Source organism: Bacillus pinisoli (assembly GCF_023036475.1).
Classification (GTDB): domain Bacteria; phylum Bacillota; class Bacilli; order Bacillales; family SA4; genus Bacillus_BS; species Bacillus_BS pinisoli.
The window spans coordinates 172,547-187,786 of record NZ_JAJQKI010000004.1 but is presented as its reverse complement, the minus strand read 5'-3'; the positions used below and the strand labels follow the sequence as shown (position 1 = coordinate 187,786).

Below are 15,240 nucleotides of genomic sequence, written 5' to 3'. Positions count from 1 at the left end.
GATTGTTGCTTCGTAAAAATCCCAAAAGTCGAATTCAAACTTATTAATTTGAGTCACCTGCTTTTCATCTAGACAGTTACTCTTTTCAAAACAATTAATACTACATTTATCGTTAAAAGTAAGATTAACTTCAGATGAAATAGGTTTAAAAGCAACAAAGTTTTAGGAGCCTATTCCTAAGATAGATAACATGCTCCCACAATAATTAATAAGATAAACAGCACAACAATTAATACAAAACTATCGTATCGCGGTACAGGGCAAGCATAACCATAGCTTGGTTCAACATAAGTTGGCTGAGGTGGAACATTAGCCCCCATCATAGGTGCTGCATTAACGTTTGCTCCCATCATATAAGGTGCTGCATTGACATTTGTCTCCATTTTCATACTTCCTTTCTATATAATGTAGATTCACTACAGTATACTCACCTAGTTCTAAATTGCCTCGGTATAAAATGAAAATGGGTGAATGTCCCATTTGCTAATGGATGAATAACTTTTGGAGATAAGATAGATAGTGTAGAGAGGAAATAGAACTCTTATTGTGATGGTAAACGATTGGTTGTCTTTTACCTGAGGGCTGAGCCCTTAGAGTGTTTGAGAATTTTGATAAATATAGAAAGGCAGGGTTTGTAACCAAAGTAGTCAAATATGTGGATTGACTACTATCTTTATTTCTTTTTTTATTCAACATGTCAATCATTTCTTCATCAGTCTTTATTCCAAAGCCATGTCCAAAATACTTGCCTTCGGTCATGACAACAGCATTCACTCCACGATACCATGGTGTTTCCGGATTAAAGTCTGGATTATTAAAGTAAACGATATCACCAGGTAAAAAATGTTTGCCATGAAACGTTCGAATTCCTAGGTCAGGATCAGCGTGCCAACTATATAAATAAATGTTTTGAAAAAGTGAATCAAAGAAAGGTTTTCCAATACTCTTTAATACGGCACGGTAGAAGATAATTACACATGCTGTTGCACATTCAAATGCATACTTTGAACTATTTTTAAAAATATCCAAAATGGCTTCGGAAGGATTTACGTCACGCTTTAATAAGAATCCTCCTGCATCTGTTAATTTCCAGTAAGTATCATTGCATGTAGCATACTGAAAAGTTGTAAACACTGCTTTACTCCTATTCATTTCATCGGCGCTGTCAATGATATTCTTACGAAGTTTGAGTTCAAACAGAAGGTCATGCATAGATGGATAGGTATATAAAATAGGGCTATCTGAAAGTTGTTTGACGATTATTCTTTCTAAGTCTTCTCCATTCGTTTCGTTTGGTTGAAAAGGTATTCCAGCTATTTGTATCATGAGATCTTCCTTCCACTTAGAGTTGGTACATTATATTCGTGTAAGTGTTTGAAGATGTTCGCAGTTACTTCAAAGTACCAACAGACCTTAATCAATACAGTTCTTAATCCTTATTGTAAAGTATTATTTAGAAGGAGATTTCTGCTTGTTATAGAACTTATAATGTATAGTGGGAAAAAATGGAGTTGAAAACATGCAAACAGCAGAATCAGGGTTTACCCTAAATATGGGTGACATAATATTTCAATTATTTTCGTTAGCAATCCCTATAGTATTAATAATAGTGATCTTATTCCTCTGGACATCTTCAAGAAAGAAAAAAGCACGACTAGACAGAATTGAAGCTAAATTAGATAAATTGACTGAGAAAAACGAATAATTCTAGGTATGCACCTGCATCAGGATGAAAAGAGCCTTTATTTAAAACTCAGTCAAATTGACCTTCACAGATCTTTTATCTAAGTAATAGAACTGTGACCATAGTTAGTTGCTGTCAACTCTTGTAGCAGGTTGATAAAAGGTTCAGTCATTAGTAAAAGGGTGTTAATTCAATACGGATTAAGGCTCTTTTTTTTTATGGAAAATTTAAACATTATGTGATTGAGCTTTATCAACTTATGGTAAAATTAGGGTTGAAGAAGTGTGTAATGTTAAGGAGGGTAAAATTGAAGAGATTAGGTAGAGTACTTCAATGGTTAAGTGTTATATCCATAGCCGTATTCCCTTTTTATTCTTTAGAAGAATCTTATACGAATTTCATTCCTTTTCTTTTAATAGGTGGTGTAACTTTAGGTTTATTAGGAAGTTTGCTAGATAAGACGAGGAAGATGGGTGTGATTGCACTATGTTTAGCTTTATTGGCCGTAATCACATATTTCTATGTTGAACAGAGGTTAGTATACATAGTTTTCATTATTTCAAGTTTGTTTTTAGTTATAGTGTATCTATTTTTTGTAAAGAAATCTAATTACGAAAAAGATTAAAATCGCAATCCAAGTATATAGAATCCTTAAAAAAGAAAGGAGAAACAAATAAAATGACGTTCCTATTCTTAATTTTCATCCTTGCTTTAATTGCTATTGTAACAATGAAAACAATGAAGAACAAGAGGTTCCCTTCCAATAACTATACTCCCTATGATGAGATAGTAAGTGGAAAGAAAGAAGGTACAAATCACCTTACTCACTATGAAGAGAAACAAAATAGATAATTCTATTTTTACTCCTTTTCGATTTGTTATAGAAGCTTAGCAAGATAAATGGAGGTTTTTCCTTGAGTAGAATAGTAGACAACAAGTCAGGACCGCCTTATTTTGAATATCTAATTTTAGCTATGCTTTCATTATTAACTTTTAGGAAGGTATCCTGGATTGAACTGAGAATATTATTTTTTAAAGAAGAAATTTCGAAACATCATAAACGTGTATAGGATAACATATTGACCTAGCAGAACCTATATACCGTCTAATTGGAGTTATGGGAAGGGGCGATTACTATGGATATAGGTGTAATGTTATTTATTTTTATTTCACTTTGGTCAATTACCAAGACATTAGAAAAACTAGCTGATAAGGTCCTAGAAAAACAAGAAAAACAAAATCAATTATTAGAAGAAATTAGTAAAAAACTAGAGCTTTCTAATAGAGATTAACGTTTTTGTCCAGAAAGAGTAACTTAATTCCGAGGGGGGATTATTGTTGGGTACTGTTATGTACCACAAAAAATTGTACTTAATGATATTGGGGTTAATTATATTGGTTGCCTGTTCCCAAGAACCTGCACTTTCGAATGAAACTGTTATTGATAAGGAGATTCTTGGTGATTCTGATTCTGAAGGAGAGGAAAAAAAATATAAGGAATTTCTTAACGATTATGGCCATCCAATTGAGATTGATAAAATAGAAAAAGAAAAATTTGATTTCTTAAAGGATATACTTAAACATAAAAAATATCTCTTCCTTGGTGAAAATGGTCATAGTATTGCAGAATTTAATCAAGTCAAATCTGGATTAATTCCATATCTGCACGAGGAACTTGATTTTGATGTATTGGTATTCGAAACAGGGTTCCCCGAAGCAAACATCACATATTCGGCAGCGAAAGATCTCTCTCATTATGATTTAATGAAGTATTCAATCTGGGCAACATGGCATAGCGATGACACACTTCAACTGTTTAAATACATAAGTGATCAGTCAAAAACTGATGATCCATTAATATTGACTGGCTTAGATATTACTAGTTTTACGTCAGAATATGATGGAACAAGTTTAACAGAATACGAGCTAGGCTCTTTCCTGAACAGATGGTTACTCCCACTCAACTCGGATATGGCAGCTTTAGTTAAGGATATAGAGGGAAAATATGCACAAGTTTCTCATCTTACAAGTAAGAAAGAAAGAGTAGAGCTAATTAAAAGGTATCAACAGGTTCTTCAATTTGTTGAAGAGCAAAAAAAGAATTTACAAGAGACTTACCCTAACAGTGAGAATTTGATTCCAACATTAATAGAGTCTATTGAGCATAGAATTTGGGTCTTACAAGAAGTTTTCGATAAGGGATATACAGATTTAACGGTATACAAAAATGATTACCAAAAAAACATAACTTTACGAGACCGTGCAGCATCAGAACAATTAATTCGACTTATTGAAGAGAAGTATCCAGATAAGAAGATATTATTTTGGTATCACAACTACCATATTATGAAAGATGCAAATAAGATGATGATGGTAGATTCAGATCTTAAAACAATGTACGAGCCAATGCCAGACTATTTAGGAACCATCCTTCCTGAAACGATTAAAAAACAAAGTTACGTATTAGGTTTATTCATGGATACAGGTTCAATTGTTTCGGATGGTCAAAATTACAGTATTCCACCAAAGGAGAAAGAAACGGATTTGGAGTGGATTATGAAGCAAAGTGATGCAAGTGCATACTGGCTAGATATTAGTAATGAGAGTACTCGACCTGAATGGTTAAATCAGACATTAAGCACGTATGAGGAAGGTTTCTTTGAATATAAATTCAATCCGAGTGAACAGTATGATGGATTATTATTCATTAAGAAGGTTACTCCTACTGTTTACCGATAGAAGATGATAATAAACTAATAGTCTTATAATTTTATGAATGGTTTTTTATACTTTGTCATTACTCTTGTCTAGAGATCAAAATAGTAAAAAAGACCTGTAAGAATGGAGCATTCGTTATGAAAAATTCAAAATGGGCATTAGTAATAGGTATTATCGCGATATTAGGTTTCCTTTTTATAGATATGGATTCTGGCAGTGCAAGAAGTAACACGAACAATTTTCTAACTCATGTTACAAAGGAGAATTTTGAAAAGGCATTTGATTACCTTTATTATCACAATCATGCCTCAGATGAAGAAGTTACTATTTCTTATAAAGCTGCAAAAGAAATTTGGGTGAACCGAGTAAAGCAGTTAAAGGAAGAAGGAACTTATATTAAATCCTTTGAAAAATTAGTGATGCGACCTGATGATGGTTGGCAAAATGGTTACGTCAAATTAACCGTTGTTGAAAATGGAAAAGAAGTAATTTATGACAATGTTTACATTGCTTTTAATCAGGTGGATGGAAAATGGAAGGTTATAAGCTTACAAGAAGATGCTCAACACAAGGGTAAAGATCAACTTTGGGAAATAGCCTATAGTGGGTATGTTGGAAAGTGAAATTTTAAAAATATGAGAGCAATTCAAACCCGATATCTCCTTAATAGGTAACGATGGTTTCCAATGAGATATCAAACTGAACTAGAAAAGGATTAAGGGTAAAGGGAGTTTTCTGACAATTGGGCTATTCGCACCATCATAACCAACTTTAAACGGGTCTATTTAAGATTGAACCTTCTTTTTCAACGGGTGCTATTCAAGGTTGGATTAGCACCCGTTGTTGTTGAAATAGATGGAAAGCTATTTACGGTGGCTAGAATTATTGTGCACAAGTAGTCATAGATAGGCATTTCTAGCAGCTCTTTGGAACCTTCACAAATAAAAGGTTGAAGTAGGTGTTTCAGTATACAAGTGAACAATAGGTTATTGTGGAGGATTGTTACTATGACTAAGAAATTAATATTTGGCTTATCTATAACTTTGATTTTATTAGGGATCTGTTCTATCAACTTAGTAATTAAAGATGATGTTCAAGGAATAAAAGATGCTATGTACTCGTCAAATCAACCGATGAGGAACATTGCTCATATAGAATTTTTGAATAAGAATCAGGCAATCGTTTTTTATGAATGGGGTCATCAAGAAAACTTGTATTTTGGAAGTGCTCTATTTAAGAAAAGACTATTTGGATGGACTCTCGTTAGTAGCAGTCAGGGAGGGCTTGCGCATGAATATAAACTAGATTGGGGTTTTTCAAACTTAGAATTTCACTTTACCGCTTATACCGGTTTAATCAGAGGGAAGATACTTGACTCTCGAATAGAAGAAGTGAATGTTAAGACTAAAGTAGGAACCGAATTAAAAGCCAGAATAGTAGAATATAACAATGATGAAAAATTTTGGTTTTTAGTTGCAAATGGTACAGACCTGTTAGGCTCTACTATTACTGGTTTTTCATCAGACGGAAAAATAATAGAACAGATTACACAATAACTATAACTCCTTATTTAACAAACTTTATTGAAAGAGGAATGTTAACTAGATATGAAACTGAAAAGTTGGTGTGAACAGATTGAAAAGAATATTTATTATTTTATTGGCTATTGTTGTATCCATAATAATGATCTTTGCTATGTATAGTTTTTTTCACTACCAAACGGAAATTGAGAATAACTTTAAACATATTGAAGTTTCTCAGGAGTTTAGCGACATTAAAAATGAAAATGGTAAACTTTTCTTGACATATCGAGTAACAAATATAATTGAAGAAGAATTACAACTCAGGTTTACTGATTATGACCGTCATATAGATATTAATATTGAGAGTGAAGTTCCTGTGAAAAACGTAACTGTGTTCCCAACACATTCCGATAATATTTTTAGTCCTAATGAAACATGGGAATACAAGATTGAAATAGAAACTGGAAATCATCTAATAGGTGAACATACAATTGAGGTCCGATTTATCCCAAATGGAATAAGGACGCTTAGTTCAATAAGTACCGTATGGAGTAATGAATAGTTAAATACTTCTTCTGTGGAATTCAAATTATAGTCGGCTCCCCCCATAGTGAAACAGTACATGTAATCAGAAAGGGCGTTCTTATGAGACTACCGGTAGCGACCAAGAGGGTAGCCTTTCAATAAAAGTTACAGACTTAGATCAGTATTTAATAATAATGGTAGTTTTAATCCTAATATATTAAGAGATTATTTTGTAATAAAGACTCAAAACAGTAACTATTACTGGAAAACCCCTGCCTTTTTAAATACAGTATATGGAAAAAGAATTACCCATTCATTCACATCTAGATGGAAGTAGCTATATAATTACTGAAGTTTAAAGGATTTGTTCATAAAATTGAAGCGTTTTGAAACTAGTAGGATTTAATTCGTTTTTGGGAGTGTCTATTGACCACCGTATAATGTTTGGAATAATGATATATTTATAGAGGGGTAGTTTACCAATGGTTGTATTCTGGTTTATTAGTCTTTACATAACACCAATTTTAAGTATTAACTTTTGTCTTAATCTAGTAGCAATATTAAAAAACGTAAAGAATGAACAACCTACTGATAAAAATACATTTTGGCTAACCATATCGTTTTTACTAATTGTATGGAGTATTGCAGTCACTTCTTCTTTTGGTTCAGAATAAGCATGGTGGCCTTTTCTTTATTAAATTACCGGTTGAGGTTAATAGTCAGTAATTAAAGTTTTTACATACGGGCGAGTGCTGAGCGGCACTCGCCTTTTTCGTACTATTGGGTCTTTTTAGTGGAATGTACATTTTAAGAAACACTAAAATGAGGTGTTGCCTATGATGAAATCATATCTCACTATAATAACTGGGCTGGTTATATTACTTACCCCTCTTTTACTGAATATTACCTGATGGAGTCTGCTATCTCTACTAAATTGTCTGTAGTTACAAGGTCTGAAACACCTTTATCGATGTTAAGAACATACTGCCATCCGTTCTTTTGGAATACTAATAAATTAAATCCTCTCGCGATCTTTGTGCTATAGAACGCTTTGCTTCCATCTTTAAGTTTAAAGGTTTGGTCAATATGCTCCTGCATAATCGGTAATCCATATTTAACGGGCTTGACCCTTATCATATAGTGATTTCTTGGTTTATTTATATGTAGGTATTCAATTTCAAATCCATCGTTCATGTCTCCATCCAGATTATTAAATCTTCCAAAACTGTGTGTGAATTCTATAGAAGGTATTTGTACTGGCAATGCAATATCCTTTTTAAAGTGGTCTCTACTTTCTTGCAAAGCAGCATTAACCTCTTTATAGCCAATGTCAAAATAAGACCTTTGGAATTCTTCACTAGTGTAGTCTGCGTTCGAAACGTACGGCCATGAAAGTGAAATTATAGCTGTAATTAAAAATGTTTTTATAAGATTAATCGTCGTCACTCCTTTAATTCTTGTTATATATATTATTCACTATTTATGCGACAAATATAAATGAAGATGGGATTCATAAAGTATTGAACAACTATTGCAGCTTAGGTTTTTTAGGGGAAAAAACCAGTAGCTAATGGTCTCTAATATAAATTAGATTTATTAAGACAGAAAAGGGGAGCTTGATATGCAGAAAATATTCGATTTTAATGGTTTTATTGAAAGTGGAATAGTTGAAAACTTAGATGAAGGAGATCCTGAAATTATATATTTCAAAGTGAAATCATAATTCAAACAAAAGTGATATTGCAAATGCAGCGGGAACGAAAGCCCTTTAGTAAATCAGCGTTCTAATTTTTGTAACTTTTAAATGGTTGAAACGTAAGTAATACTATTACGATATCTAGTTTTTAATTAAGGGAGGGCTATCATATATGCCTATGTGGGGAGTTTTGTTGATTTGTTTAATACCTATGATTCTATTCTTGTATTTTGGAAGAAAGGTAGTGGACCAGATATACGATAGTAGACCAATAATATGCGAATTTTGTGGTAAAACATATACACAAATTAATAAAGTAGTTAATGGTACATCTTTTATATCCTGTCCACATTGTGGAACTAGACAGTAAATTTAAGAGAATTGATTAGGTTAGATTAACTAGAGCAGGAGGGTTAATGATGGAAATTAAAATACTTGAACCAACAGATGCAGTAATTTATAGAGAAATTAGATTAGAGGCATTAAAGGCAAACCCTGAAGCATTTAGTTCCAGTTATGAAGAAGAAAAGGAATCTACTCTTGAAAGTTTTGAAAACCGATTAAAGTTTGGTCATTTCTTTACATTTGGGGCTTTTGTTGAAAACAATCTTGTAGGGGTTGTAACTTTAATAGTAGAAACAAAAACCAAAACGAAACATAGAGCAAACATTGTTGCTATGTATGTTTATCCAGAGAATCGCAAATCAGGAATTGGAAGAAAGTTAATGACTGAGGCTATATTAAAAGCTAAAGAAATAAAAGTCGTTGAACAAATCTACTTAACAGTAACCTCAGGTAATGAACCTGCAAAAAATTTATACAATTCTTTAGGTTTTAAAACGTATGGGGTTAATAGAAACGGATTAAAAATTAAAGATACATACTTCGACGATGAACTAATGGTTTTATTTTTATAATTCTTGTTCAACTATCGGGACTTATATAGAGTATTTTGTTAGTGACATGATAACAGAATGATTGACGCAAAGAAATACTTTTTTATTGGCTAAGGGGTACTTATGAAAACTCACTATTATTTAGGTTGGTTTAATCATTTCTTTCCAGAGAATCTGGGCAGGCTGTTACAGGAGGATATAAGTGATAGAAAGTCGCTGGTTTTGATAAGCTCGAATCCATCTATTTATGATGAAATTGGTGCTTCTGAACGTTCGTGGCTCGAACAGGCTGGTATTATGTTTGATGAATATCATTTAATAAATGATCGTGTTCAGAAGGAAGATGCACAAACGAAAATTCGGAATGCTTCAGTCATCTTCTTGTTGGGTGGAGATACTCTTAAACAAAATAGTTTTTTGAAGGATTATGAATTATCGGATTTGATTAAAAAAAGTAACGCCGTAGTAATGGGAGCAAGCGCTGGTGCAATCAACATGTCCGCTAAATGGTTATGCTCGAGAAACCTTGGGTACAAAGTTGAAATGAGCTCTGTTTATGATGGAATCGGTCTTGACAATTTTTCGGTCCTGTCTCACTTTGATCTTGAAAATAATATTGCATGGATTCAGAACGAACTTTCTCTCCTATCAAAAGAAATGAATATATATGCGTCGAACAAAGATTGTGCTGTACGCGTAAAGGGAGACAAAATCGACATTATTGGCAATGTTTTTTTAATCTCTCATTCAAAGATTCAGAAATTGGATGAGACGTTCTAATTGTATTTGCTGGTTATTGGATATAGCTCATTTGGTGCTAGCAGTAAGAGGTTAATAGCGGTTTAGAATAGTGGAGGTATAATTTAGAACATGAATATGTGTACTTTAAAGTAATTGATGACACTAGTATCACTTCTAACTAATAAATGTTAAAATTTAACTATTGAGTTAGATTAATCCAAGGAGTGTAGAGAGTTCCTCCGTGGGTGAAAGGGTGATTTTATGTTAAAGTATTTCCCCCTATACCTGTTTATTGCTCTATTTTCAACTGCTTGTTCAGGCAGTGAACAATTTCATTTTAAAGGACAAAGTGAAAACTGGAAAGTGATATATAGGGTAGAAATTCTGGGGGATGATATGAAAAAAAACAGTACGAGAATAGAGTATATTAGTACAGGTCCCAAACCAAAGGATATTGAGTATTCAATAAAAACTAACGTCGGAGGCATGAATGGAAACACTTCATTAAACAGTAATGGATCTGTGGAAATTGGTGGTCATTCATGTACTGGATTTGCTCTAACAAGTAAAGAAGAGAAAAAAGAAACAACTATTTCTTGGAATGGTACCACTGAGAAGTTTGTGTGGATAGGTAATAGCAAGGTAAGGTGATGCGTTAATCTTAAAGTTGATTAACGCTTTTTCAGTTATAGAGGTATGACCGTTTAATAAACGAAGCTTTTGATTATGAGTAATGATGTAAATAGTAAATATGTATGAAGGGGATGAATGTATTTGTTAGAAACATATAGATGTTTCATAAATCCTTTTGAAGAAAAAGATTATTCTGATGTGAAAAAACTATTTACATATCAAGAAGTAAGAAGATTCCTTGGTGGAATACGGGATGAAGAGTCAATTCAACAAGTATTAGACGATATGCTTGATCCGACGGAAAACTCTTCCTTTTATTGGGTTGTCCGAGAAAAACAAACTGATAATTTTATTGGTTTGGTTTCTCTTGACCCTCATCATGATGGTACTTATCTCGAACTATCATATCAACTATTACCAATATGGTGGGGAAAAGGTTATGCAACAGAAGTAGTTAAATCGATCATACAACACGCTTTGTATGATTTGAATCTATCAAGATTAGTAGCAGAAACTCAAACAGCAAATACAAAATCTTGTAGACTCTTAGAAAGAGTAGGTATGCAATTTGAAAGTAACATTATGAGATTTGGAGCTGAACAAGCAATCTATTCGATAAGCTCACCTAAGGGGTTATTCTATGAAACTTTTAAAACCAATTGAATTTATCATTGTTTTGGCTATTACAATTTTATTTGTTTATGACTATTTCCCTAATATTCCACTTGCGGGCATTTTGCCAGAAGGTTTACTGATCACATTTATATTTGGACTATTCCTATTTAGTCTGTTGTACAAGAAGTACAGAGAAAGAAACAATGAAGATATATTTAAATGGCAAGTTTTCTCAACCATCTATATTTTATTTTTAATGGGGCTATTCACAATTCTAGGAGGGCAATCATCTTCTGGCATATCCTTTAATAATGGTTTTCTATAGATAGTCTTTTTGGTTTCATTTTTTGAAATGAATTCACAATGGAAGAAGATAAAAATGTCAGAAGCATAGGTGTACAACATATGTCTTGTAGATTTATTTAAAGATAACTCAGCTAGGGTATTTTTACCTTCTTCAACTACAGGGTACTAACTTTATTTGGAGGTGTTACGATTGTTTGTATTTTTTTATTTTATTATTTGTTCTAGTTTACTATTAACATATTTTTTTGATAGTAATGTAAAAGACTTTATAAATGGGAATCGTTTTCTTAAACATTTTCTGAAATATTCTTTTATAGTCTCAATAACCTATTTAATTATCTATATGGGTTATGTTACCGCAAAATTTATTGATTCTTTCTAAGAATTATCCCCTATTAAAATCACATTTCTTACTGCATTAACGGTGAGTTGAAATCAACTTTGACAACTCTGGTGACTTACCATCTATTTATCTATTGGAAGAATTTCAAGGAAAAGTGATTGGGAAAGAGCCAATGAAGCAGCTATTTCACCAATTTCGAGAGTAGGAGTTCAATAAAGTTTTTGTTGAAGTATTAGAATGTAACAATACTCGTTTCTTCTATGAGTATTACGGTGCAAAATTATTCCTTCGTTCAGGGATGATTAAAATGTTAGGTGCTGAATTAGAACTTCTCATATATGTATGGGATAACGGTAAAGAGGTTGATCTGACTAAAAAGTTAGAGGTGCGACTGTTGAGAAGTAGTCGCTCCTTGTGCCAAGAGATCAGTAAGATTGTACAAGAATGATTAGAGAATGTTTTGTAGAGATAATATTAACCCACTAAATTAATAAAGGAGATTAAAAATGCACGTAGAGGAGTCTACTTCATATTTTTCGTTTATAACTGCTTTCTTACCTATTACCGTTGTTTTGCTGATAATCTTACTTATTGGATACGTTGTATATCAACTTTTTAAGAAAAAATAACAACTGACAATAACAGTAATCATGATAAAGATCTATTCTTGCTTTTGTTTGGATTGGTGTAGACTAATGAGGTGCATGAACGAAAGAACGTGGATTGCTTATTAGCGAGCCTTTTTATGGTCCCAACAGCTAAGTAGGAAAAACCTTGACTATCCTTAAAACGACTAATAAATAAGGTGATTAATATGAGTTACCTAATACATTATTTAGAAATGTTCTTTGCTATAGCAATCATAATCTTAGTTGTATCATTTCTTAACAAGAAAGGGGTGACAATAGGTAGTTACAAAAAGAATTTCCCACTCAAATTTTTTCTTGTAATGATTTTGCTTGGGACTTTCATACGAATTAACTACTTATTTATAGGTCACGAATATTTCCTTAGAGAAACTGTTGAACCAATTGTCAGTATTATTGTAATTTATATTATTATTTCGAAATTAAATCGGAATGGTTTATTAGATAAACCAACTGTAAATGACCTAGTATCGGCAATACTCATTATTGGGGGTATTGCAGGTCTTATATTAATAATAGCTTTTTAAATAAGTTGCCAACACTGCAAGTGTCATGCTCCTAAGAGATTATATTAATATCTTTATTATTATATAAACGGGAAAGTTTAGTGAAAGAGCAGTTCATTTTTTATTTATGATAAATCCATTTGAAAAGTGAGGTGGAACAATCGAGAGGTTGAGTAAAATGTCATTTAAAAATGAGTTAATAATTGGCATTATGGTTTTTGTTATTCTAATTGTGGTTAATTATTATTTCCATTTTATCAAACCTAAAAATTCATTGGACCTGTATCAATCTATTTCTTATGCGGATGATTTTGAAGAGGCACAAAGTATAATGTTGAAAGGATACGAGGCTAATTTTAAGGAAACAGATTTTGAATTTATCAATGGAACGGATAAACAAGCAAACAGTATAAGCCAATTTACCTTGTTTGAATACGATGAAAAATCTTATCTGATAATGACTTCACCAGGTAAAGAAGGCACTCAAAAGGTAAAAGTTCTTGCAGTTGAAGAGTACCAAAAGAAATAAGAGATTACTTTCTTAAATTATCACCATAATGTTTAGTTTCACAAACGGGTGCGAGAGTGTTGTGAGCAACAATAGCAGCGAATGTTAAAATAATCCTCTCTTTCTTTGTCACCTTTTTCTCTAACGAAGAGTGATTAGACCGCTTATAGATGTAAGAATTGCGATTATAACAAACGGCTTAACTCAGAGACAAAAAGCTAAAATATTTAATACTAATTTAGATACTTGTTTTGATTTAATATTTATTTCTGAAGAAGTGGGGTTTAGTAACCCGACAAACGCATATTTGAATTGGCAATAACTAAGCTTAACGTACCATCCGGAAACTGTATTATTTGTTGGGGACGACATTCAAAAAAATATTGCTGGCTGCCCAAATGCAAATATGAAGGGTATTTGGTACAACCAAAATGATACTGAAATAAAACCATATGCCTAGATCAATTCTTTCGATAGCTTATTAATTTATTTTACATAATTGGTATAATCAGATGCACTAGTGCTTTTAAACTATCGGAATACTTCAATAAGAAATATGGGGGTTTGAATATGTATATAAGAAAAGGAAAAATCTATTTATCTTTTATATTGATAATACTATTATTCGCACTAACAGCTTGCACTCAAATTTCTGATTTTGAGTTGTATGAAGGACACCCTCTAAAAATTGCAGTGGTTGGAGAACCACCAGAAATAAATGAGGAACATGTGATATTTACAGAGACCTCATTTGATGAAATAGAAAGTGAAGAACTGAAGTCTTATGACGCAGTATTTATAAGGGAAAATAATCTTTTAGAGGCTGCTGAAAGCCAATTTGCAGACGTTTACCTAAATTCATCAATTCCATTCTTTTTTATATCAGCAAATAATCATATCCCTTTTACCGTAAAACAAACAGCATATAATGAGTCTTGGAATTGGACTGCTGGTCAAAGCTATGCTGTTGGGGTACTTAACTTAAAAGAAGATGAGTCGTTAAAAAGCTGGAAATACGGTTTGTATAATGATAAAAAAACAGATGAACACATAAAAGAAGTTTATTCAAGAATATTCAAGACGATTGATGAACTTAATTAATAAAATGTAAAAGCTCTCAGATAAGGGGGGGCGGAATGATACCATTCCGACAGTAAACCCGTTAATATGCATCTTGTTTTTCTCTTTTGCTGAAAAAAATCAAATTCAATGGTAAGTGTTTGTGAATAATATACTTAAAGTAACGAGTGCGATTGTAAAAGAGAGTAATACCTTCTTTGAGAAGAAGAGAATGATAATGGATGTTTTTAATAAGTTCAATGAAGGAGCTCAAAATGATTAGAGATAAAATTAATCAAATTCTAGACAAATTACCAGAAGATGAATTAAACAATGTTTATTGGTCAATTAAGTCCATTGAGCAGGAGTATCTACATAATAAAAGCCTTCAGGACAAAGGAGTAATTACTTCATATCTAGAAGAATCAGAGGAACTAATTCAGAAGTGGGATTATTCATTTGCTAAGAATATAAGTGAAAGCGTTAAAAGAGATATCTATTATGATCAATTCAAGTGGCATATATTTAGCTATGAAAAACAAGAGTGCTTAAAGGAAGAAGAAGCCAGAAATGCTTTTAATGCTGTCGCCAAAGAGGAACTTTACATCATGTATCAAGGAAATCCAATTGTATCTCTTTATTCAAATGCATCTGAATTAAAAGCCGAAGACTTTGATTCTAAACAAGATATATATATATTTGACAAAAACTTTTCTTGGACATATGTTCTTACACATGAATCAATGTGTGGACCATATTATTATAAAATTAATAATAAATAATTCTATATTATCTTCAACTATCGGCAATTCTTCAATAAAGTAATAGTGTTTACTTCAG

General features: G+C 32.3%; 21 protein-coding genes and 3 pseudogenes. 21 read left to right on the top strand and 3 right to left on the bottom strand.

The features are described 5' to 3' along the window. Positions 1 to 176 precede the first annotated feature (176 nt). Together LT143_RS07785 and LT143_RS07780 are read right to left on the bottom strand one after the other, a co-directional pair. A pseudogene (locus tag LT143_RS07785) lies at positions 177 to 242 on the bottom strand (YjcZ family sporulation protein); the annotation flags it as partial. A gap of 241 nt (positions 243 to 483) precedes the next feature. Continuing rightward, the gene (locus LT143_RS07780) at positions 484 to 1,326 is read right to left on the bottom strand and encodes a protein-glutamine gamma-glutamyltransferase (protein WP_246941984.1); all 843 of its coding nucleotides are present in this window, start codon (positions 1,324 to 1,326) and stop codon (positions 484 to 486) included. 193 nt (positions 1,327 to 1,519) lie between these two features. Between LT143_RS07780 and LT143_RS07775 the strand changes: the two genes are divergently transcribed. From LT143_RS07775 to LT143_RS07730, 10 genes are all read left to right on the top strand, one after another. Continuing rightward, positions 1,520 to 1,705: a DUF4083 domain-containing protein gene (locus LT143_RS07775; protein WP_246941982.1), complete on the top strand. Its 186-nt coding sequence runs from the start codon at positions 1,520 to 1,522 to the stop codon at positions 1,703 to 1,705. A gap of 286 nt (positions 1,706 to 1,991) precedes the next feature. After that, on the top strand, positions 1,992 to 2,309 hold the full coding sequence (locus LT143_RS07770) for a hypothetical protein (protein WP_246941980.1): 318 nt from the start codon (positions 1,992 to 1,994) through the stop codon (positions 2,307 to 2,309). Positions 2,310 to 2,362: 53 nt separating this feature from the next. Then, positions 2,363 to 2,536 (top strand): hypothetical protein, encoded by a 174-nt coding sequence (locus LT143_RS07765; protein WP_246941977.1) that lies wholly within the window; start codon positions 2,363 to 2,365, stop codon positions 2,534 to 2,536. A 62-nt stretch (positions 2,537 to 2,598) separates the two neighbouring features. Then, positions 2,599 to 2,754, top strand: coding sequence for a hypothetical protein (locus LT143_RS07760; protein ID WP_246941975.1), 156 nt, complete (start codon positions 2,599 to 2,601; stop codon positions 2,752 to 2,754). A 66-nt stretch (positions 2,755 to 2,820) separates the two neighbouring features. Beyond that, complete coding sequence (locus LT143_RS07755) at positions 2,821 to 2,976, top strand: hypothetical protein (protein WP_246941973.1); 156 nt, start codon at positions 2,821 to 2,823, stop codon at positions 2,974 to 2,976. Positions 2,977 to 3,022: 46 nt separating this feature from the next. Further along, positions 3,023 to 4,423 (top strand): erythromycin esterase family protein, encoded by a 1,401-nt coding sequence (locus tag LT143_RS07750; protein WP_246941971.1) that lies wholly within the window; start codon positions 3,023 to 3,025, stop codon positions 4,421 to 4,423. Between the two features lie 116 nt (positions 4,424 to 4,539). Then, entirely contained in the window at positions 4,540 to 5,025 is a 486-nt protein-coding gene (locus tag LT143_RS07745) for a hypothetical protein (RefSeq protein WP_246941969.1), read from the top strand. A 384-nt stretch (positions 5,026 to 5,409) separates the two neighbouring features. Continuing rightward, positions 5,410 to 5,958 carry a hypothetical protein gene (locus LT143_RS07740; RefSeq protein ID WP_246941967.1) on the top strand — a complete coding sequence of 183 codons (549 nt, stop codon included), beginning with the start codon at positions 5,410 to 5,412 and terminating at the stop codon, positions 5,956 to 5,958. Positions 5,959 to 6,037: 79 nt separating this feature from the next. Next, a complete protein-coding gene (locus LT143_RS07735; RefSeq protein WP_246941965.1) occupies positions 6,038 to 6,487 on the top strand; it encodes a hypothetical protein in 450 nt (149 codons plus the stop codon). A 445-nt stretch (positions 6,488 to 6,932) separates the two neighbouring features. Continuing rightward, positions 6,933 to 7,124 (top strand): hypothetical protein, encoded by a 192-nt coding sequence (locus tag LT143_RS07730; RefSeq protein ID WP_246941963.1) that lies wholly within the window; start codon positions 6,933 to 6,935, stop codon positions 7,122 to 7,124. Between the two features lie 229 nt (positions 7,125 to 7,353). Here LT143_RS07730 and LT143_RS07725 read toward each other — a convergent pair whose 3' ends face one another. Next, on the bottom strand, positions 7,354 to 7,896 hold the full coding sequence (locus tag LT143_RS07725; RefSeq protein WP_246941961.1) for a hypothetical protein: 543 nt from the start codon (positions 7,894 to 7,896) through the stop codon (positions 7,354 to 7,356). Between the two features lie 175 nt (positions 7,897 to 8,071). On the opposite strand from LT143_RS07725, the pseudogene LT143_RS07720 reads away from it, so the two are divergent. From LT143_RS07720 to LT143_RS07670, 11 genes and pseudogenes are all read left to right on the top strand, one after another. After that, positions 8,072 to 8,173 (top strand): annotated as a pseudogene (locus tag LT143_RS07720) (GNAT family N-acetyltransferase); the annotation flags it as partial. 392 nt (positions 8,174 to 8,565) lie between these two features. After that, complete coding sequence (locus tag LT143_RS07715) at positions 8,566 to 9,063, top strand: GNAT family N-acetyltransferase (RefSeq protein ID WP_246941959.1); 498 nt, start codon at positions 8,566 to 8,568, stop codon at positions 9,061 to 9,063. Between the two features lie 102 nt (positions 9,064 to 9,165). Next, positions 9,166 to 9,822 carry a Type 1 glutamine amidotransferase-like domain-containing protein gene (locus LT143_RS07710; protein WP_246941957.1) on the top strand — a complete coding sequence of 219 codons (657 nt, stop codon included), beginning with the start codon at positions 9,166 to 9,168 and terminating at the stop codon, positions 9,820 to 9,822. Positions 9,823 to 10,179: 357 nt separating this feature from the next. Continuing rightward, the gene (locus tag LT143_RS07705; RefSeq protein WP_246941955.1) at positions 10,180 to 10,434 is read left to right on the top strand and encodes a hypothetical protein; all 255 of its coding nucleotides are present in this window, start codon (positions 10,180 to 10,182) and stop codon (positions 10,432 to 10,434) included. A 117-nt stretch (positions 10,435 to 10,551) separates the two neighbouring features. Then, on the top strand, positions 10,552 to 11,079 hold the full coding sequence (locus LT143_RS07700; RefSeq protein WP_272495725.1) for a GNAT family N-acetyltransferase: 528 nt from the start codon (positions 10,552 to 10,554) through the stop codon (positions 11,077 to 11,079). Next, positions 11,057 to 11,356 (top strand): V-type ATPase subunit a family protein, encoded by a 300-nt coding sequence (locus LT143_RS07695; RefSeq protein WP_246941951.1) that lies wholly within the window; start codon positions 11,057 to 11,059, stop codon positions 11,354 to 11,356. The genes LT143_RS07700 and LT143_RS07695 overlap by 23 nt, the downstream gene beginning before the upstream one ends. Positions 11,357 to 12,494: 1,138 nt before the next feature. Continuing rightward, a complete protein-coding gene (locus LT143_RS07690; protein ID WP_246941949.1) occupies positions 12,495 to 12,854 on the top strand; it encodes a hypothetical protein in 360 nt (119 codons plus the stop codon). Positions 12,855 to 13,011: 157 nt separating this feature from the next. After that, the gene (locus LT143_RS07685; RefSeq protein WP_246941947.1) at positions 13,012 to 13,362 is read left to right on the top strand and encodes a hypothetical protein; all 351 of its coding nucleotides are present in this window, start codon (positions 13,012 to 13,014) and stop codon (positions 13,360 to 13,362) included. A gap of 151 nt (positions 13,363 to 13,513) precedes the next feature. Next, positions 13,514 to 13,801 (top strand): annotated as a pseudogene (locus LT143_RS07680) (HAD-IA family hydrolase); the annotation flags it as partial. Between the two features lie 110 nt (positions 13,802 to 13,911). Beyond that, positions 13,912 to 14,442, top strand: a complete 531-nt coding sequence (locus tag LT143_RS07675; RefSeq protein ID WP_246941945.1) for a hypothetical protein — start codon at positions 13,912 to 13,914, stop codon at positions 14,440 to 14,442. Positions 14,443 to 14,660: 218 nt separating this feature from the next. Continuing rightward, positions 14,661 to 15,182 carry a DUF4275 family protein gene (locus tag LT143_RS07670; RefSeq protein WP_246941943.1) on the top strand — a complete coding sequence of 174 codons (522 nt, stop codon included), beginning with the start codon at positions 14,661 to 14,663 and terminating at the stop codon, positions 15,180 to 15,182. Positions 15,183 to 15,240: the final 58 nt, after the last annotated feature.

What these genes read in the sequence shown, in the direction of transcription:
- LT143_RS07780 (WP_246941984.1), bottom strand. Translation starts at nt 1,326, where the DNA reads ATGATACAAATAGCTGGAATACCTTTTCAACCAAACGAAACGAATGGA.
- LT143_RS07775 (WP_246941982.1), top strand. Translation starts at nt 1,520, where the DNA reads ATGCAAACAGCAGAATCAGGGTTTACCCTAAATATGGGTGACATAATA.
- LT143_RS07765 (WP_246941977.1), top strand. Translation starts at nt 2,363, where the DNA reads ATGACGTTCCTATTCTTAATTTTCATCCTTGCTTTAATTGCTATTGTA.
- LT143_RS07755 (WP_246941973.1), top strand. Translation starts at nt 2,821, where the DNA reads ATGGATATAGGTGTAATGTTATTTATTTTTATTTCACTTTGGTCAATT.
- LT143_RS07745 (WP_246941969.1), top strand. Translation starts at nt 4,540, where the DNA reads ATGAAAAATTCAAAATGGGCATTAGTAATAGGTATTATCGCGATATTA.
- LT143_RS07740 (WP_246941967.1), top strand. Translation starts at nt 5,410, where the DNA reads ATGACTAAGAAATTAATATTTGGCTTATCTATAACTTTGATTTTATTA.
- LT143_RS07730 (WP_246941963.1), top strand. Translation starts at nt 6,933, where the DNA reads ATGGTTGTATTCTGGTTTATTAGTCTTTACATAACACCAATTTTAAGT.
- LT143_RS07715 (WP_246941959.1), top strand. Translation starts at nt 8,566, where the DNA reads ATGGAAATTAAAATACTTGAACCAACAGATGCAGTAATTTATAGAGAA.
- LT143_RS07710 (WP_246941957.1), top strand. Translation starts at nt 9,166, where the DNA reads ATGAAAACTCACTATTATTTAGGTTGGTTTAATCATTTCTTTCCAGAG.
- LT143_RS07705 (WP_246941955.1), top strand. Translation starts at nt 10,180, where the DNA reads ATGAAAAAAAACAGTACGAGAATAGAGTATATTAGTACAGGTCCCAAA.
- LT143_RS07700 (WP_272495725.1), top strand. Translation starts at nt 10,552, where the DNA reads ATGTATTTGTTAGAAACATATAGATGTTTCATAAATCCTTTTGAAGAA.
- LT143_RS07695 (WP_246941951.1), top strand. Translation starts at nt 11,057, where the DNA reads ATGAAACTTTTAAAACCAATTGAATTTATCATTGTTTTGGCTATTACA.
- LT143_RS07690 (WP_246941949.1), top strand. Translation starts at nt 12,495, where the DNA reads ATGAGTTACCTAATACATTATTTAGAAATGTTCTTTGCTATAGCAATC.
- LT143_RS07685 (WP_246941947.1), top strand. Translation starts at nt 13,012, where the DNA reads ATGTCATTTAAAAATGAGTTAATAATTGGCATTATGGTTTTTGTTATT.
- LT143_RS07675 (WP_246941945.1), top strand. Translation starts at nt 13,912, where the DNA reads ATGTATATAAGAAAAGGAAAAATCTATTTATCTTTTATATTGATAATA.
- LT143_RS07670 (WP_246941943.1), top strand. Translation starts at nt 14,661, where the DNA reads ATGAAGGAGCTCAAAATGATTAGAGATAAAATTAATCAAATTCTAGAC.